This window comes from Methylobacterium guangdongense, assembly GCF_038442355.1.
GTDB classification, from domain to species: domain Bacteria; phylum Pseudomonadota; class Alphaproteobacteria; order Rhizobiales; family Beijerinckiaceae; genus Methylobacterium; species Methylobacterium guangdongense.
The window spans coordinates 530256-547236 of the sequence record NZ_JBBXMX010000002.1 but is presented as its reverse complement, the minus strand read 5'-3'; the positions used below and the strand labels follow the sequence as shown (position 1 = coordinate 547236).

The window sequence follows — 16981 nt, the reverse complement described above, 5'->3', positions numbered from 1 at the left end:
GCCGCGAATCAAGTCGGTTGACGGAGTGGATTAAGGATCCGGACGTCATCGAAATCGCGCTCGTTGTCGGTGACGACCACGCAGCCGTTCGCTTCGGCGTCCGCAGCGATGATCGTATCCAGCGCGTTTCGCGGGCGACCACGCGCCTTACCCTCGGCCATCAGACGCGCCCAGATGAGCCCAGCAGCTTCATCGAAGGGCAGCACCCGGCCCGCGAAAAGCGCCTGCGGTACTTCCGGGCCAGCGAACCACGTCTCGAGCACGCGCCGGCGCTGCCCGTTGGGCTTCTCCAGAATGCCGCGCCGGATTTCAGCGACTGTCAGTGAGGCGATATAGAGGTCCGTGTCGGATTGCTCGGCCATCCATGTCAAAAGAGATGCGGAGGGCTTCGGCTTGATGACGTGGCTGATGATGTTCGTATCAAGCAGATAGCGCATCAGAGGTCTGGCACAGGCCGTTCGTCCCGCGCGCGGGTCAGGTCCAGGTCGGCTTCGATCAGGGGGGATCGCCGCAATGCAGCCAGGATCCCGCCCTTCGGGCTTGGCTCGCCAGCGACGGAACGGCTGACTGTCGCACGCAGCTCCGAAGCCTGCGGCGTATCCTGGGCGAGAAGCGTCGCGAGCGACTGGAGAAGATTGCGGTCCGTATCGCGGCCTACCACTGTAAAGCGCACCAGGCCTCGTGCGCGTGAGCTCTGGACGAGGCGTTGCTGAGCCATGCTGGAGGCAACCTCCCACGCGGATTGAGTTCACCGGTCAGCATAGCGTTACGGCCCGCACAGAGTGGGTTCAAGCGCCTTCAGCACGGGCCGATAAGCCGCGAGATGAAGGCCGTCCCGCATGGCGCCGGGCTTGGCGTAGCCGGTCTCGCCGTCGCGCAAGGGTGCAAACGGATCGGTGAAGGTGCAGCCGAGGCGCCCACACAGGCCGCGCAGCCGCTGCGAGTAATCGGCGACCGCCGCGGCGTCGACCAGCGTCCCGAGTTCACGCCCGACCGGGGGGAGGGCGGTGACCACCACCCGCGGCGCGAGCCCCTGCAGGCGGCGCACGATGAGCTCCGCGGCCGCCTCGAACCGCGCGGCCGGCCCGGCGGAGCGCGGCGCGTTCTTCATCAGGATGTCATTGGTCCCGATCGTCAGCGCAGCGATCCGGGGATGCGCCGTGAAGCTCAGCTGCGCGAGGTGATCCGCATAGGCCGCCGCCGTCGAGCCGCTCACGCCGCCATTGACCAGCGGCAATCCGCACGCCTCCTGGCCCCCGGGATGCAGCTCGACCTGCGAGTCGCCGCCGTAGAAAACATATTGGGCGGGCGCCTCGTCCAGGCTCACCTGAATGGCGATCAGGCGCATGACCGCGTAGGCGCGCGCATCGGCGGCCGGCCTGTGCAGCCGCCAGCCCACGACGCCGCCAACGGCGAGCAACCCGATTCCGGCGACGATCAGGAGCGCGACGCGCTTCACGGCTCGGCGCCGGCACGGTCGACCTGTGCATCCGGCCGGGAATCCGTCGAGGCGTAGTAGGGCTTGATGTCGAGGAGCGGCGTGCCGTCGATGCAGTCGAGGCCGCGCACCCGCAGCACGTCGCCCTCCCGGCCGAGCAACGCCACCACCGAGAGTGCGATCGGATTCGGCCGCGCCGGCGAGCGCAGCGAGAAGGTGCCACGCGGCCCGTCCGCATGGCGCGGCTGCTGGACCACGAGGCCGCGGGTCGCCTGCTCCATCCAGTAGAGCAGGATCAGGTGCGTGCAGCCCGTGATGGAACGCAGGCCCGCCGCGTAGGCGGCATCGACCTCCACGGTGCAGATCGCGTCGGCCTGCAGCCCGTTCTTCGGGCATTCGGAACGCGTCCGCCAGGGGGTACGGAGCCGGCCGAGGAAGTAGAGGCCCGCATCGAAGGTCGCGGGCAGGTTCGCCATCTCCTCGCCGGGACGGATCCCGAACGCGTCCGTGCTCATGCGACCTCGCTCTGTCTCCGGGGCTTCTCGGCCAACCCCCCGCCGCCCGCAAGCCCGCATCTCGCGCGCCCGCGTCCGGGGGTGTAGAGCCGGCGCCGGTACGGGAGGCGACATGATCGAGCGGGAATTGCGGCCGATGCAGGCGGTGCCGGATGCCGGGACCGCGATCGACCGCTTGGCCGAACTCTACGACGGTGCGGTCGGTGCCCTTAGGGAGGCGCTGGAGCGCTACCTCGCGGGCGGGCCGCCGCCGGACGCCACCGAGCGGCTCGCCTTCCGCTACCCCGAATTGCGGATCAGCTACCGCCCGGACGGTCCGCTGCCGCGCGTGCGGCGCGCCACCGCGAAGCTTCAGGCCGCCGGCACCTACGCCACCACGGTCACGCACCCCGCCTTCTTCCGCCACTACCTGACCCGACAGCTGGAGCCGCTGATCGCCGATTACGGGATCACCCTCGAGGTGGGCCTGAGCGCGCAGGAGATCCCCTATCCCTACGTGCTGGAGGCGGGGCTCGATGCAGGCGGGCGCGCCGTCGATGGCGCGGACCTCGCCACCTACTTCCCGGTGCCGCTCCTGTCGCTCGTCGGAGACGAGATCGCGGACGGCACCTTCGACCAAGTCCCGGGCGAACCGCTGCCGCTCGCGCTGTTCGATGCCGTGCGGGTCGATTACTCGCTGCGGCGCCTCGTTCACTACACCGGCTGCGACTGGCGCGAGGTTCAGCCCTGGATCCTGCTGACCAACTATCACCGCTACGTCGATCAGTTCGTCCGCCACGGGCTGGAGCGGCTGGCCTCGGGCGCGGAGGGATTCGAGCGCCTGGTCCTGCCGGGGGGCGTGTCCGTGTCCCGCGCCGAGGCCGCGCAGGCCGACCCGGCGGCGGTGATCGCCGCCTCGCCCTGGCACCGGCACCAGATGCCGGCCTACCACCTCGTCGCCCAGGGCGCCGACGGCACCCATCAGGGCACGACCCTGGTGAATATCGGCGTCGGCCCCTCGAACGCGAAGACGATCACCGATCACCTCGCGGTGCTGCGGCCGGATTGCTGGCTGATGGTCGGCCATTGCGGGGGCTTGCGGCAGTCGCAGACGATCGGCGATTACGTGCTGGCGCACGCCTACTTGCGCCGCGACCGGATTCTCGACGAGCTGGTGCCACCGGACGTGCCGGTCCCGGCGCTCGCAGAGGTGCAGGTCGCCCTGCAGAGCGCGGCCGCCGCCGTGACGGGCGAGCAGGCCGAGGCCCTGAAGCGCCGCCTGCGCACCGGCACGGTCGTCACCTACGACGATCGCAATTGGGAATTGCGGTTCAGCCAGGAGCGGCGGCGGATCAACCAGTCCCGGGCCGTTGCGGTCGACATGGAGAGCGGCACCGTCGCGGCGCAGGGCTTCCGCCTGCGCGTCCCCTATGGCGCGCTGCTCTGCGTGTCCGACAAGCCGCTTCACGGCGAGATCAAGCTGCCGGGCGCAGCCAACGCGTTCTACGATCGCGCCGTTTCGGAGCACCTGCAAGTCGGTCTGGCGGCCCTCGACGCCCTGCGCGCCGACCGGCATGGGCTGCACTCGCGCAAGCTGCGGAGCTTCGACGAGCCGCCATTCCGATAGCGCTTGGAGCGCCCGTCCCGGACGCCTTGTACCGGGCCGATCTCAGCGGTGGAGGAATACGCCTTCGCCGATTCCCAAGCTTGGATACGCTCGCGCCCATCGGTGTGGGTCGATCAGCGAGGCATGTAACGTTGGGTGCTCCGATGGCCCGTTCCGCTCGGCTTTTGGCCCAGGCGTTGGGCGGAAGGGCGCGGACGTCCGTGACTGCGGTATCCGCGCCGCTCGGCGCTTGAATGCACGCCACAGCCCTCGTCCCTCCGGCCCGCATGAGCCTTCGTCAGTCGCGAAGGCTCCGTCCAGCAGTCCCGAATTGCGAACCGTTCCAGACGCGCCAGGATGGCGGGCGGGTCAGATGGGTTAGCGGGAGAATCTGGTGAGCGGCGTTGCGACGGTTCCGACGACCGCGGCCCTGCTCGTCCTGTGCATGGGCCTCTGGGCCACCGCCCTGCTCCCCGAGGTTGTGACGGCGCTCGCCTTCTTCGGTCTGGCGATGCTTCTCAGGCTCGGCAGTTCCGCGACGGTGTTCTCCGGCTTCTCGGCTTCGGCCTTCTGGCTGGTCCTGTCGGGGATGGTGGTGGGGCAGGGGATGACCCGCACGGGACTCGGTGCGCGCACGGCCCGGGCCCTGGCGCTGCGCCTGTCGGGCTCCTACACGCAGCTCATCGCCGGGCTTGTCACCCTAAGCTTCCTGCTCGCCTTCGTGATGCCGTCCAACCTCGGACGGATCGCCCTGATGATCCCGGTGACGCTGGCGCTCTGCGATGCGTTCGGGCTCGGCCCCGGCCGTCCCGGGCGGACCGGGGCCGTCCTGGCGGTGGGCGTCGCGACCCCGGTCCTGTCCGCCGCGATCCTGCCCGCCAATGTGCCGAATCTGGTGATGGCCGGCTCCGCCGAGCGCCTCCTTGGCCTGCACTTCTCCTACCTGTCTTATTTCCTCCTGCACGCGCCGGTCCTGGCCTTGGTGAAGGGCGTGATCCTGACGGCCCTGGTCGTGCGGCTCTTCCCGGATCGGCTGGCCGGGGGCAGACCCGCCCTGGCGCCACTCCCGCCGGTCTCGGCGGCTGAACGGCGGCTCGCGATCATCCTCGCCTGCACCCTCGCGCTCTGGATGACCGACAGCCTCCACGGGCTCGCCCCGGCCTGGGTCGGTCTGGCGGCGGCCGTGACCTGCCTGCTGCCGCGCATCGGGGTCCTGCCGGCCGAGGCCTTCCAGCAGGTGAACCTGCGAACATGCTTCTACATCGCGGCCCTGCTCGGCCTCGTGGCCCTCGTGAACGAGACCGGCCTCGGCGAACGCCTGGGCCGTCTCCTGCTGGCCCTGGCGCCGCTGGCCCACGACGCACCGGCGCAGGACTTCGCGGTGCTCACCGGCATCGGCACGCTTCTGACGCTGCTCGTCACGGCCAATGGCGCGCCGGCTTTGTACACCGCGCTGGCGGGCGAGATGACGCGCGCCAGCGGCCTGTCACCGATGGCGGTCGTCTCGATTCAGGTCATCGGTTACTCGACCCTGTTCTTCCCGTACCAGGCCCCACCGATCGTGGTCGCCAGCGAACTCGGCAACGTGCGCCTGCGGGACGCGACGCGCCTGACCCTGAGCTTCGGCCTCATCGGTCTCGTTGTGGCTGCGCCCCTCGATTACGCGTGGTGGAGGATGCTCGGCGCCCTGAAGTGACAGATTTCGACTTGTGTAGCCTGCCCGGACACATTGCGTCGCACCATGACGGATTGCGGCTTGCCCGCGCAGGCTCTAGCGCTACCACCTTAGAGACGGTCCAGTTCGCAGCTGCGAGGCTTCACTCCGATGGCACCCACCGCGCGCCCGACAGTGGCACAGCCGCTTTCGCCACATCTCCAGATCTATCGCTGGACCTGGACCATGGCGATGTCGGTGTTTCACCGCATTACCGGCACGGCGCTCTACGGCGGGACTGCGCTCGTCGCGATCTGGCTGCTCGCCCTGGCCTCCGGACCCGTCGCCTATTCTTACGTGGCGGGATTCTTCGGCTCCGTGATCGGGCGCCTGATCCTGTTCGTCTACACGTGGATCCTGATGCACCACATGCTCGGCGGCCTGCGCCACTTCGCGTGGGATTTCGGGATCGGCTTCGATCGCGAGAAACGCCTCGCCATGTCGCGCCTCACCCTGATCGGGTCCGTGGCGCTCACGGTCGTCATCTGGGCGGTCGCCCTTCTGGTCCGCTGAGGAGGCCGCGATGGCACAGGAACAGATCCGCCAGGACACCCGCGTCTCGATCCGCACCCCGCGGGCCCGCGTACGCGGCCTCGGCGTCGCCCATCACGGCGTCGGCCATTGGTGGCTCCAGAGAATCACCGCCGTCACCAACGTGGTGCTGATGCTGGCCTTCGTGGTCATCATCGCCAACATGGCCGGCCGTAGCTACGCGGAGGCGGCGCATATCGTCGCGAATCCCCTCGTCTCGATCCTCCTCATCCTGGCGCTCCTGTCGGTGACGCTCCACATGCGTCTCGGGATGCAGGTGGTGATCGAGGATTACGTTCACGCGCAGGCGACCAAGATCGCCGCGGTCTTCGCCAACAACGTCTACGCGGTCCTCGTGGCCGTCGCCTGCCTGTACGCGGTTCTGCGCATCGGCTTCGGACAGCCGGCCTGAACCCCGCCCACACGACATTCGAGGAGCCGAACATGGCCGCCAACGGCACCAACGGCAGCGGGCCTGCCTACACCATCCACGATCACGCCTTCGACGTGGTGATCGTCGGCGCGGGCGGCGCGGGCCTGCGGGCCACCGTCGGCTGCTCGGAGGCCGGGCTGCGCACCGCCTGTATCACCAAGGTGTTCCCGACCCGCTCGCACACCGTGGCGGCGCAGGGCGGCATCTCGGCCTCGCTCGGCAACATGGGCCCGGATGACTGGCGCTGGCACATGTACGACACCGTCAAGGGGTCGGACTGGCTCGGCGACCAGGACGCGATCGAGTACCTCGTGCGCAACGCGCCGGCCGCCGTCTACGAGCTGGAGCATTGGGGCGTGCCCTTCTCGCGGACCGAGGAAGGCAAGATCTACCAGCGTCCGTTCGGCGGCATGACCACCGACTACGGCAAGGGCACCGCCCAGCGCACCTGCGCGGCGGCCGACCGCACCGGCCACGCCATGCTGCACACCCTCTACGGGCAGGCGGTGAAGAACCAGACCGACTTCTTCATCGAGTACTTCGCCCTCGACCTGATCATGGACGACGAGGGCCGCTGCCGCGGCGTCATCGCCCTCGATCAGGCCACCGGGGAGATCCACCGCTTCCGCGCCCAGACGACCATCCTGGCGACCGGCGGCTACGGGCGCGCCTACTTCTCGGCGACCTCGGCCCATACCTGCACGGGCGACGGCAACGCCATGGTGCTGCGCGCCGGCCTGCCGCTGCAGGACATGGAGTTCGTGCAGTTCCACCCGACCGGCATTTACGGCGCGGGCTGCCTGATCACCGAGGGCTCCCGCGGCGAGGGCGGCTACCTGACCAACTCCGAGGGCGAGCGCTTCATGGAGCGCTATGCGCCGTCCGCCAAGGACCTCGCCTCGCGGGACGTGGTCTCGCGCTCCATGACCATGGAGATCCGCGACGGCCGCGGTGTCGGCAAGAACAAGGATCACATCTACCTGCACCTCGACCACCTCGATCCGAAGATCCTGCACGAGCGCCTGCCCGGCATTTCGGAGAGCGCGAAGATCTTCGCGGGCGTCGATGTCACCAAGGAGCCGATCCCGGTCATCCCGACCGTCCACTACAACATGGGCGGCATTCCCACGAACTATCACGGCGAGGTTCTGACGCTGCGCGACGGCAATCCCGACACCGTGGTGCCGGGTCTGATGGCGATCGGCGAGGCGGCCTGCGTTTCGGTGCATGGCGCCAACCGCCTCGGCTCGAACTCGCTGATCGACCTCGTGGTGTTCGGCCGCGCCGCCGGTAAGCGCTGCGCCGAGATCGTCGAGCCGAACGGCCGCGCCATGGAATTGCCGAAGGGCGCCACCGACAAGGCCCTCGAGCGCCTCGACCGCTTCCGCCACGCCAACGGCTCGACGCCGACTGCGGAGCTGCGCGCCGAGATGCAGAAGACGATGCAGAACAACTGCGCCGTGTTCCGCACCGGCGAGGTGCTGGAGGAGGGCAAGGGCCTGATCCACAAGGTCTGGAACGCCGCCGCCGACGTGAAGATCACCGACCGGTCCCTCGTCTGGAACACCGATCTGCTGGAGACCCTGGAGTTCGACAACCTGATCGGTCAGGCGGTCGTCACCATGGAATCGGCCGCCAACCGCACCGAGTCCCGCGGCGCCCATGCCCGCGAAGACTTCCCGGATCGCGACGACAAGGACTGGATGAAGCACACCCTGTCCTGGCTCGACGAGGGCCGGCATCAGGTGAACATCGATTATCGCCCGGTGCATACCTACACGATGTCGAACGAGATCCAGTACATCGAGCCGAAGGCGCGGGTGTATTGAGTTGAATATTGGCGAAATGCATGTCTGAAGTCAGCATTGACGCTGTATTCAGACTGATCGCCGGTCGTACCGAGGTGGAAAGGGGGTCTGTCATGCCACACACCTACCAGGGATTTCCTCGGATCTCGGTCGACCCCGCGGTGATGGGCGGCAAGCCGTGCATCCGCGACATGCGCGTGACCGTTGGAATGATCCTAGGCGAACTCGGCGGTGGGACGACCATCGAAGAATTGCTGTCTGATTATCCCTACCTGGAACGGGAAGACATCCTTAAGGCCCTGCGCTTCGGCGCCTCGCTCGCAGGCTTCAGGGACGTCGCCCTGGTTGCCGCATGAAACTCGTGATCGACATGAACCTGTCGATCAGCTGGATCGATGGGCTGGAACGTCGGGGCTTCTCCGCCGCGCACTGGAGCACGATCGGGCTTCAGGACGCGGCGGATGAAGCCATCATGGATTGGGCACGCGCAAACGGCGCGATCGTACTCACGCGCGATCTCGATTTCGGCGCAGCCCTGACACGAAAAGCGCTGATCGCCCCGAGCGTTATCCAACTCCGGTGCGGACGCGTCGAGCTTGAGCGCCATTTGGCCCTGGTGACGCGCGTGCTGACCGAGCACGGCGGCACCCTGGAAACCGGCGCAATCGTCATGATCGAAGACGAACGCGTGCGCGTTCGCATCTTAGATCCTAACCCTATCTCCTGATCGATACTGCCGGACATCGACGCAATGGCCCAGTTCAACCTTCCGAAGAACTCCCAGATCACGCAGGGCAAGTCCTGGCCCGCCCCTCCGGGCGCCAAGAGCCTGCAGACCTTCAAGATCTACCGCTGGAACCCGGATGACGGGGCCAATCCGCGGATCGACACCTATCAGGTCGATCGCGAGGATTGCGGCCCGATGGTCCTCGACGCCCTGCTGTGGATCAAGAACAGGGTCGACTCGACGCTGGTCTTCCGCCGCTCCTGCCGCGAGGGCATCTGCGGGTCCTGCGCCATGAACATCGAGGGCCAGAACGCGCTGGCCTGCACGATGGGCATCGACGAGTGCAAGAACCCCGACAATGCCCTGCCGGTGATGACCCGGAAGGACAAGGACGGGGCGATCCGGATCTATCCGCTGCCCCACATGCCGGTCCTCAAAGACCTCGTGCCGGATCTCACAAACTTCTACGCCCAGCACGCGGCGATCGAGCCGTGGCTGCAGACCGAGACCCCGGCCCCCGAGAAGGAGTGGCGGCAGACCCCCGAGGATCGTTCGCGCCTCGACGGACTCTACGAATGCATCCTCTGCGCGTGCTGCAGCACGTCCTGCCCGAGCTACTGGTGGAACGGAGACAAGTTCCTCGGCCCGGCGGCCCTGCTTCAGGCCTATCGCTGGCTGATCGATTCGCGTGACGAGAACACCGGCGACCGGCTCGACAATCTGCACGATCCGTTCCGGCTTTACCGCTGCCACACGATCATGAACTGCGCCAATACTTGCCCGAAGAGCCTCAATCCGGCGAAGGCGATCGCCGAGATCAAGAAGATGATGGTTGAGCGCGCACTCTGAAAGAACAAAGCCCGATTCGCTGTCGGTGCGTTCCGGACTGATGATCCGGAACCGGTCGCGATCGGGGCGTGGCTCTGGACTTGAGGCCTGAGGGCCACACTGTTTCGAAAAGGCGCTGTTTCCGCGACGGACTCACCGGGCGTCGCAGGCAGCGCCTTGCAGTCAGCGCATTTGCCATCGAGTCAGGGCCGACGCGCGACAACGCGCCTGTTCAAGCTTGACCCAAGTGGACCGATGCTGCGCCCCAGCCTGTCGACGTTCGCCGTTCTCTGCCTCGCTGCCAGCCTCGGAGCCTGCGCGTCGAGCCGGCTCGACGCACCGCGCACCCGGGCGCCCCAGCCCGGCCTCGATGCGGTCCAGGCGGTTCCGTCCGGGACGGTGACGGCGGCCCCGCTCGCGCCCCCGCCGGGCGTTGCGGCCAGCCCCGATGCGCCGCCCCCCGGCCCACAGGCCGCCCTCTCGCCCGCCACGCCGACCGTGATCCCCGAGCCCGTCGCCCCTCCGGCACCGCCGCCGCCCGTGGTCGCCACCGGGCGCGCCGCCGTCGTCGGAAGCTGGGATGCCCGGGACGCGACCGGCGCGAACTGCAAGGTCACGCTGTCGAGTGCGCCGGCGCTGGATCTCTACAAGGCGTCGGCCTCGGCCTGCCCCAACAAGGATCTGGCCAAGGTCTCGGCCTGGGATTTCCGGGACGGTGAGGTCTATCTCTACCAGCCGGGCGGCACCGTGGCGGCGCGCCTGCGCCAGGGCGGCGGGGGCCTGGAAGGCGCGCTGACCAAATCGGGTGCCGCCCTCGCGCTAAACCGCTGAGCGGGACGGCGCGACCTCCGCGCGCGGTTGGCACCGCGCGCCCAAGACTTACATGAGGGGCTCCCGCAGCGTCACGCCCCAGGCAGCATGTTCCTCGATTGGCTCGAGCGCCGCGTCGATCCGTTCGCGCCCTTCGATGAATCGCAGATGCCGCCGCGCTCGGTGCTCGGCTTCGCGTGGTTCTACCTGCGCCCGATCCGCGCCGCCCTGGCGGCCCTGTTCGTCATCGCGGTGATCGCCGGCACGGTCGAGGCCTCGCTCTACCTCGTGATGCGCTGGTTCATCGACCTGCTCGGCACGGCCGATCGGGCCACGGTTCTGGCGGACCACGCCACGGGTTTCGGCCTGGCAGTGCTGCTGGTGGCCGTGGTGCGTCCGGTCTCGATCTGGGCGCACGAGGTGCTGTCGAACCAGCTCATCGTGCCGCAATCGACCAGTCAGATCCGCTGGCGGGCGCATCTCTACACCCTCGGACACCCGCTCTCGTACTTTCAGGGCGACTTCTCGGGCCGCCTCGCCAACCGCGTCGTGCAGGTGGGACCGGCGGTGCGCGAGCTCGCCGTCGTGTTCATCGACACGCTGCTCTACGTGGCGATCTACGCGGTGACCGCGGTCGGGCTGTTCAGCTCGATCTCCCCGTGGCTGGTCCTGCCGGTCCTTGTCTGGATCGGCGCCTATGCGTGGCTCACCACGTGGTTCGTGCCCCGGGCGCGGGCCCGCTCGCACAAAACCGCCGATACCCGCTCGACGCTGATCGGCCGCATCGTCGACAGCTACACCAACATCCTGACGGTCAAACTCTTCGCCCGGGACCGGGAGGAGCGCGCCGCCGTGCGCGACGCCGTCGAGGTCCACACCGAGGCGTATCTCCATCAGTTCCGTCTGGTCACGCTCACCACGAGCCTGCTGGGCATCCTCAACAGCGCCCTGCTGATCGCCACGGGCGCAGCCTGCCTCGTCCTCTGGCGCGGCGGCGGCATGAGCACCGGCGAGGCCTCGGCCGGGCTCGCCCTGGTGCTGCGGCTCATCGCGATGTCGGGCTGGGTGATGCAGACGGTGCGCGGCGTCTTCGAGAATGTCGGCGTCGTGCAGGAGAGCATGCAGACGATGGCGCGACCGCACGCGCTGATCGATGCGCCGGATGCGCGGGAGCTCGTCGTCACCGGCGGCGAGATCCGCTTCGAGGGTGTCGGCTTCCACTATGGCCGCGGCGACGCCACCGTGATCGAGGACTTCTCGCTAACCATCCGCCCCGGCGAGAAGGTCGGCCTCGTCGGCGTCAGCGGCGCGGGGAAATCGACCCTCGCGAGCCTGCTCCTGCGCCTCTACGACGTCGAGAGCGGGCGTATCCTGGTGGACGGCCAGGACATCGCGGGGGTGACGCAGCAGTCTTTGCGCGAGGCCATCGCGATGGTCAGCCAGGATACCTCGCTGCTGCACCGCTCCATCCGCGACAACATCGCCTACGGCCGCCCGGGCGCGTCCAACGAGGAGATCGAGCAGGCTGCCCGGCTCGCCCATGCGGACGGGTTCATCGCCGACCTCGTCGACCACAAGGGGCGGCGCGGCTACGACGCCCAGGTGGGCGAGCGCGGCGTCAAGCTCTCGGGCGGCCAGCGCCAGCGGATCGCCATCGCGCGGGTGATCCTCAAGGACGCGCCGATCCTCATCCTCGACGAGGCGACCTCGGCGCTGGACAGCCAGGTCGAGGCGGCGATCCAGGAATCCCTCGACACGCTGATGGCCGGCAAGACCGTGCTGGCCATCGCCCACCGGCTCTCCACCATCGCGGCCCTCGACCGGCTCGTGGTGATCGAGCGCGGGCGCATCGTGGAGGAGGGGACCCACGCCGACCTCGTGGCCCGCGGCGGTGTCTATGCCGGCCTGTGGTCGCGCCAGTCGGGCGGGTTCCTGGCCGATCGGACTGCGCTGGGGCGCCGCGAACCCGAACAGCCGCTGGATCGACGGCCGCGCCAGATTCCCGACCCTGTGCGGGGCTGACAGCCCCCGCGCTCAACGCCGATCGCACCGCACGACCGCAATCGGCCCCGACACCTTTCGAGAGACCTCCATGCCGGCACTCGACCTCGCGGGCCTTCCCGCGCGGGACGGAGCCCCTCTGCACCGTCCCTGGCTCCGTGAATTGCGGGCGACGCTCGCCCTGTCCGGGCCGCTCGTACTGATCAATCTCGCCCAGCACGGCCTGATCATGGCCGATGTCGTCCTGCTCGGCCGCCTTGGCGCCGAAGCCCTGGCGGCGGCGACCCTGGCGCACGGGCTCTACTTCATCCTGTTCATTGGCGGCCTGGGCCTGACCGGAACGGTGGCGCCGCTGATCGCCGGGGCGCGCGGGCACGATCCTGACGCCACCGATGCCGCGCGCCGGACCCTACGGGCGGGCCTCTGGGCCGCAACGTTGGTGGCCGCACCGCTGATGGGGCTGCTGTGGCATACCGGCCCGATCCTCGCCGCGATCGGCGAGCCGCCGGCCCTCGCCGCGGCGGCGGGCGCCTACATGCGCGTCCTGCAATGGGCGATGGGGCCGGCCCTGCTGTTCATGGCCCTGCGGGGCGCGCTCGCCGCCCTGGAACGGCCGGGCTGGGCGCTGGCCGCGAGCCTCGCCGCTCTGCCGTTGAACATCGCCCTCGGGCTCTGGCTCACCTTTCCGGCGGGCCGCGACCTCGGCATGGTGGGTATCGGAGCCGCCACCCTGTGTTCGGCCGTGTTCAGCCTCGCCCTTCTGGTTCTCGTGGTGCTGTGTGATCCGCGGCTCAGGCGTCATCGGCTGCTCCACGGATTCTGGCGCTTCGACGGCGCCCGGCTCGCCGCCGTGTTCCGCCTCGGCCTGCCGATGGCGGCCACGGGCCTCGCCGAGGCCGGCCTGTTCGAGGCGGCAGCCCTCGGCATGGGCCTGTTCGGGGCGAGCCAGCTCGCCGCCCACGCGGTGGCGATCCAGATCGCGGCCGTCTGCTTCATGGTACCGAACGGCGTCGCCCAGGCTGCGACCGTTCGGGTCGGCCTCGCCTTCGGGCGCCGGGACGGGACCGGCATGCGCCGGTCCGGTGCGGTCGCCCTCGGGCTCGCCTTCGCGTTCATGACGCTCTGTGCGCTCACCCAGCTTGCCGTCCCCGAGCGCCTCACCGGCCTGTTCCTCAACCTCGGCGATCCGGTGAACGTCCCTGTCCTGCCGATCGCAGTTGCCTTCATCGGCTTGGCGGCGCTCTTCGCGGTGGCCGACGGCATCCAGTCGGTGGCACTCGGCATGCTGCGCGGCCTGCAGGACACGCAGGTGCCCATGTGGATCGCGATCGGCGGCTACTGGGGCCTCGGGGTGCCGCTGGGCGCCGCCCTGGCCTGGGGCGCCGGCTTCGAGGGCATCGGTATCTGGCTCGGCTTCTGCGCGGGCCTGTTCGCGGTGGCGAGCCTGCTGGTCCTGCGCTGGCGCCGACTCACCCGTGCCGCCTGAGGCCGGCGCGGTACCGGATCCGAGGCGCGAACGGCCGCGCGCGTGCCCCGTCGACCGCACCGCAGTAACATACGGCCCCGCTTCCCACGCGAGATGCGCAAGCGCTTTGGCCGTCGGCTTGACTCCGGGCGACGGGCGGTCGCATTGCACAGTTTAGAATTAAAGTGCTGTGGTTCGGCCGAGCCGACAAACCCGCACGGCAAGCGGGGCGTCTCCATCGTCCGGCACGGTGAGGACCCGCTCTCTGGAGGTTCGAGACCTTGGCGAACACATCAGCCGCCGCCCCCACGACGCATGGGCAAGACGGCAGCCGTCGTGACTTCCTGTTCCTGGCCACCGGTGCCGCGCTCGCCGTGGGCGCCGGCGCCGCCGTGTGGCCGCTGGTCTCATCCATGGCGCCCGATGCCGACACGATCGCGGCCGGCGCCCCGATCGAGGTCGATCTGACGCCGATCCAGGACGGCCAGATCGTCAACGTCTTCTGGCGCGGCAAGCTGATCTTCGTGCGCAAGCTGACCGCGAAGGAAGTGACCGACATGAAGGCGGTCCACCTCTCGGCGATGATCGATCCGGCGGCGTTCACGACCCGCGTCAAGAACGGTCACGACCAGTGGCTCGTGGTGTACGGCAACTGCACCCATCTCGGTTGCGTGCCGATCGGCCACCAGGGCAATTTCGAGGGCTGGGCCTGTCCGTGCCACGGCTCGCAATTCGACGCGGTGGGTCGCGTGCGCCACGGACCGGCGCCGATCAACCTGCCCATCCCGCCCTACGCCTTCCAGACGGACGCCAAGATCCGGATCGGCGAAGGCGGCAAGGAAGCGGCCTGAGGAGGACGGAAGCATGAGCGGAACGGCCAGCACCTACGTCCCGAAGAGCCGCGTGGCGAAATGGTTCGAGGCGCGCCTGCCCATCGCCGGGCTGGTGCACTCGTCCTTCATCGCCTACCCGGTCCCCCGGAACCTGAACTACTTCTGGACCTTCGGCGCGATTCTCGCGGCTTTCCTGGGCATCCAGATCATCACCGGCGTCTGGCTGGCGATGCACTATGAGCCGTCGGCGACGGGCGCCTTCAATTCCGTCGAGAAGATCATGCGCGACGTGAACTACGGCTGGCTGCTGCGCTACGCGCACGCCAACGGCGCGTCGATGTTCTTCGTGGCGGTCTACGTCCACATGTTCCGGGCGCTCTATTACGGGTCGTACAAGGCCCCGCGCGAGGTGCTCTACATCCTGGGCGTCGTCATCTACCTGCTGATGATGGCCACCGCGTTCCTGGGCTACACGCTGCCCTGGGGCCAGATGAGCTTCTGGGGTGCCACCGTCATCACCAACATCCTGGCGGCGATCCCGGTGGTCGGCGACACGATCCAGACCCTGCTCTGGGGTGGCTACTCGGTCGGCAACCCGACGGTGAACCGCTTCTTCTCCCTGCACTATCTGCTGCCCTGGATGATCGCCGGCGTCGTCGTCCTGCACGTCTGGGCGCTGCACGTGACCGGTCAGAACAACCCCGCCGGCATCCCGATCAAGTCGGGCAAGGACGCGGTGCCGTTCACGCCCTACGCCACCGTGAAGGACGTGTTCGCGACCTGCGTGTTCATGATCCTGTTCGCGTGGTTCCTGTTCTTCCGGCCGAACTTCCTCGGCCACGCCGACAACTACATCCCGGCGAACCCCGCCGTGACGCCCGCGCACATCGTGCCGGAATGGTACTTCCTGCCGTTCTACGCGATCCTGCGCGCGGTCCCGAGCAAGCTCGGCGGCGTGATCCTGATGTTCTCGGCGGTGATCATCCTGGCCTTCGCGCCCTGGCTCGACACGTCGCGGATCCGCTCGTGCAACTACCGGCCGATCTACCGCCAGTTCTTCTGGGTGTTCATCGGCGTGACGCTGCTGCTCGGCTGGCTCGGCTCGCAGCCCCCGGAGGGCGGCTACGTGATCGCCTCGCAGGTCTGCACCTTCTACTACTTCGCCCACTTCCTGATCGTCATGCCGCTCTGCGGCCTGTTCGAGACGCCGAAGAAGCTGCCGGGCTCGATCCTCGAGACCGTGACAGGGCCGGGCAAGCAGGTGAGCGGATCCGGCATGCCGGCGGGCGCCGCCGCCGCTCCGACCACCAAGGGCTGACGGGCGACGACAGGACCATGATGATGACCCGCGTCCTCTCGACCGCCGCCCTCGCGGCCCTCCTGCTCGGCGTCGCGCCGGCCTCCGCCCAGGAAGGGCATGGCGGACCGATCCCGGCCCGCGTGAACTGGAGCTTCGCCGGCACGTTCGGCCGCTTCGATACCGCGCAGCTTCAGCGGGGCTTCCAGGTCTACAAGGAAGTCTGCTCGGCCTGCCACTCGATGAAGCTGGTGTCCTTCCGCAACCTCGCGCAGGAGGGCGGGCCGGACTTCACTGCCGGCCAGGTCAAGGCGCTCGCCGCGACCTATCAGGTCAAGGACGGGCCGAACGATGCGGGCGACATGTTCGACCGCCCCGGCCGCCCGGCCGACACGTTCCCGCCGCCCTTCCCGAACGATCAGACCGCCGCCGCGGCCAACGGCGGCAAGGCCCCGCCGGACTTCTCGGTGATCGCCAAGGCGCGGACGTTCTCCCGCGGCTCGCTCTACTTCCTGACCGACTGGCTGCCGTTCATCGGCTATTCCGAGCAGGGTCCCGACTACATCCACGCGCTGCTCAATGGTTACGAAGAGGCACCGAAGGACTTCACGGTGCCGGACGGTGGCCACTACAACAAGTACTATCCCGGCCACATCATCGCGATGCCGCCGCCGATCACGGACGGGCAGGTCACCTACCCGAAGAACGATCAGGGTCAGCCGGTGGTGCCGGAGACCGTCGATCAGTACGGCAAGGACGTCGCGGCCTTCCTGATGTGGACGGCCGAGCCCCACATGATGGACCGCAAGGCCCTGGGCTTCCGGGTGATCCTGTTCCTGATCATCCTGTCGGGTCTGCTCTACTACGTGAAGAAGAAGATCTGGGCCGATGTCGGCGGCGAGGTCCACGGCCTCCAGCCGGAACTGCACAAGACCTACTGAGGCCGGCCAGATCGGTTCGCTGTTCGGATGGGCCTTCCTCGGGAGGCCCATCTTT

18 protein-coding genes are annotated in these 16981 nt (G+C 68.5%); 14 read left to right on the top strand and 4 right to left on the bottom strand.

Annotation, left to right across the window (positions count from 1 at the left end; translation table 11 throughout):
- Positions 1–8: 8 nt before the first annotated feature.
- From AAHG09_RS06445 to tsaA, 4 genes are read right to left on the bottom strand one after another with little or no spacing between them, the layout of a single operon-like run.
- A complete protein-coding gene (locus AAHG09_RS06445) occupies positions 9–440 on the bottom strand; it encodes a type II toxin-antitoxin system VapC family toxin (protein ID WP_342106231.1) in 432 nt (143 codons plus the stop codon).
- Entirely contained in the window at positions 437–718 is a 282-nt protein-coding gene (locus AAHG09_RS06440) for a hypothetical protein (RefSeq protein WP_342106092.1), read from the bottom strand. The genes AAHG09_RS06445 and AAHG09_RS06440 overlap by 4 nt, the downstream gene beginning before the upstream one ends.
- Before the next feature lie 48 nt (positions 719–766).
- Positions 767–1459 (bottom strand): SGNH/GDSL hydrolase family protein, encoded by a 693-nt coding sequence (locus AAHG09_RS06435; RefSeq protein WP_342106091.1) that lies wholly within the window; start codon positions 1457–1459, stop codon positions 767–769.
- Entirely contained in the window at positions 1456–1953 is a 498-nt protein-coding gene (gene tsaA, locus AAHG09_RS06430) for a tRNA (N6-threonylcarbamoyladenosine(37)-N6)-methyltransferase TrmO (protein ID WP_342106090.1), read from the bottom strand. The genes AAHG09_RS06435 and tsaA overlap by 4 nt, the downstream gene beginning before the upstream one ends.
- 112 nt (positions 1954–2065) lie before the next feature.
- Here tsaA and AAHG09_RS06425 point away from each other — a divergent pair, with 112 nt between their 5' ends.
- From AAHG09_RS06425 to AAHG09_RS06360, 14 genes are all read left to right on the top strand, one after another.
- Complete coding sequence (locus AAHG09_RS06425; RefSeq protein WP_342106089.1) at positions 2066–3559, top strand: AMP nucleosidase; 1494 nt, start codon at positions 2066–2068, stop codon at positions 3557–3559.
- Between the two features lie 373 nt (positions 3560–3932).
- On the top strand, positions 3933–5234 hold the full coding sequence (locus AAHG09_RS06420; protein ID WP_342106088.1) for an SLC13 family permease: 1302 nt from the start codon (positions 3933–3935) through the stop codon (positions 5232–5234).
- A 129-nt stretch (positions 5235–5363) separates the two neighbouring features.
- Entirely contained in the window at positions 5364–5765 is a 402-nt protein-coding gene (gene sdhC, locus AAHG09_RS06415) for a succinate dehydrogenase, cytochrome b556 subunit (protein WP_342106087.1), read from the top strand.
- A gap of 10 nt (positions 5766–5775) precedes the next feature.
- On the top strand, positions 5776–6195 hold the full coding sequence (gene sdhD / locus AAHG09_RS06410; RefSeq protein WP_342106086.1) for a succinate dehydrogenase, hydrophobic membrane anchor protein: 420 nt from the start codon (positions 5776–5778) through the stop codon (positions 6193–6195).
- Positions 6196–6227: 32 nt separating this feature from the next.
- On the top strand, positions 6228–8045 hold the full coding sequence (gene sdhA / locus AAHG09_RS06405; RefSeq protein ID WP_342106085.1) for a succinate dehydrogenase flavoprotein subunit: 1818 nt from the start codon (positions 6228–6230) through the stop codon (positions 8043–8045).
- 20 nt (positions 8046–8065) lie between these two features.
- Positions 8066–8380: a DUF433 domain-containing protein gene (locus AAHG09_RS06400; RefSeq protein ID WP_342106084.1), complete on the top strand. Its 315-nt coding sequence runs from the start codon at positions 8066–8068 to the stop codon at positions 8378–8380.
- Complete coding sequence (locus tag AAHG09_RS06395; RefSeq protein WP_342106083.1) at positions 8377–8751, top strand: DUF5615 family PIN-like protein; 375 nt, start codon at positions 8377–8379, stop codon at positions 8749–8751. The genes AAHG09_RS06400 and AAHG09_RS06395 overlap by 4 nt, the downstream gene beginning before the upstream one ends.
- 24 nt (positions 8752–8775) lie before the next feature.
- The gene (locus AAHG09_RS06390) at positions 8776–9600 is read left to right on the top strand and encodes a succinate dehydrogenase iron-sulfur subunit (RefSeq protein WP_342106082.1); all 825 of its coding nucleotides are present in this window, start codon (positions 8776–8778) and stop codon (positions 9598–9600) included.
- Positions 9601–9834: 234 nt separating this feature from the next.
- Positions 9835–10410 carry an AprI/Inh family metalloprotease inhibitor gene (locus AAHG09_RS06385; protein WP_342106081.1) on the top strand — a complete coding sequence of 192 codons (576 nt, stop codon included), beginning with the start codon at positions 9835–9837 and terminating at the stop codon, positions 10408–10410.
- An 87-nt stretch (positions 10411–10497) separates the two neighbouring features.
- Positions 10498–12411: an ABC transporter ATP-binding protein gene (locus AAHG09_RS06380; protein WP_342106080.1), complete on the top strand. Its 1914-nt coding sequence runs from the start codon at positions 10498–10500 to the stop codon at positions 12409–12411.
- A 70-nt stretch (positions 12412–12481) separates the two neighbouring features.
- A complete protein-coding gene (locus AAHG09_RS06375) occupies positions 12482–13876 on the top strand; it encodes an MATE family efflux transporter (protein WP_342106079.1) in 1395 nt (464 codons plus the stop codon).
- A 260-nt stretch (positions 13877–14136) separates the two neighbouring features.
- Entirely contained in the window at positions 14137–14706 is a 570-nt protein-coding gene (gene petA, locus AAHG09_RS06370) for a ubiquinol-cytochrome c reductase iron-sulfur subunit (protein WP_342106078.1), read from the top strand.
- Between the two features lie 13 nt (positions 14707–14719).
- Complete coding sequence (locus tag AAHG09_RS06365; protein WP_342106077.1) at positions 14720–16006, top strand: cytochrome b; 1287 nt, start codon at positions 14720–14722, stop codon at positions 16004–16006.
- Positions 16007–16023: 17 nt separating this feature from the next.
- Positions 16024–16926, top strand: coding sequence for a cytochrome c1 (locus AAHG09_RS06360; protein WP_342106076.1), 903 nt, complete (start codon positions 16024–16026; stop codon positions 16924–16926).
- Positions 16927–16981 lie beyond the last annotated feature (55 nt).

Excerpts from the sequence above, each read along its gene's own strand:
- AAHG09_RS06385 (WP_342106081.1), top strand. The coding sequence starts at position 9,835 with ATGCTGCGCCCCAGCCTGTCGACGTTCGCCGTTCTCTGCCTCGCTGCC.
- tsaA (WP_342106090.1), bottom strand. The coding sequence starts at position 1,953 with ATGAGCACGGACGCGTTCGGGATCCGTCCCGGCGAGGAGATGGCGAAC.
- AAHG09_RS06390 (WP_342106082.1), top strand. The coding sequence starts at position 8,776 with ATGGCCCAGTTCAACCTTCCGAAGAACTCCCAGATCACGCAGGGCAAG.
- AAHG09_RS06375 (WP_342106079.1), top strand. The coding sequence starts at position 12,482 with ATGCCGGCACTCGACCTCGCGGGCCTTCCCGCGCGGGACGGAGCCCCT.
- sdhC (WP_342106087.1), top strand. The coding sequence starts at position 5,364 with ATGGCACCCACCGCGCGCCCGACAGTGGCACAGCCGCTTTCGCCACAT.
- AAHG09_RS06380 (WP_342106080.1), top strand. The coding sequence starts at position 10,498 with ATGTTCCTCGATTGGCTCGAGCGCCGCGTCGATCCGTTCGCGCCCTTC.
- AAHG09_RS06425 (WP_342106089.1), top strand. The coding sequence starts at position 2,066 with ATGATCGAGCGGGAATTGCGGCCGATGCAGGCGGTGCCGGATGCCGGG.
- AAHG09_RS06400 (WP_342106084.1), top strand. The coding sequence starts at position 8,066 with ATGTCTGAAGTCAGCATTGACGCTGTATTCAGACTGATCGCCGGTCGT.
- AAHG09_RS06365 (WP_342106077.1), top strand. The coding sequence starts at position 14,720 with ATGAGCGGAACGGCCAGCACCTACGTCCCGAAGAGCCGCGTGGCGAAA.
- AAHG09_RS06360 (WP_342106076.1), top strand. The coding sequence starts at position 16,024 with ATGATGATGACCCGCGTCCTCTCGACCGCCGCCCTCGCGGCCCTCCTG.
- AAHG09_RS06395 (WP_342106083.1), top strand. The coding sequence starts at position 8,377 with ATGAAACTCGTGATCGACATGAACCTGTCGATCAGCTGGATCGATGGG.
- sdhA (WP_342106085.1), top strand. The coding sequence starts at position 6,228 with ATGGCCGCCAACGGCACCAACGGCAGCGGGCCTGCCTACACCATCCAC.
- AAHG09_RS06440 (WP_342106092.1), bottom strand. The coding sequence starts at position 718 with ATGGCTCAGCAACGCCTCGTCCAGAGCTCACGCGCACGAGGCCTGGTG.
- sdhD (WP_342106086.1), top strand. The coding sequence starts at position 5,776 with ATGGCACAGGAACAGATCCGCCAGGACACCCGCGTCTCGATCCGCACC.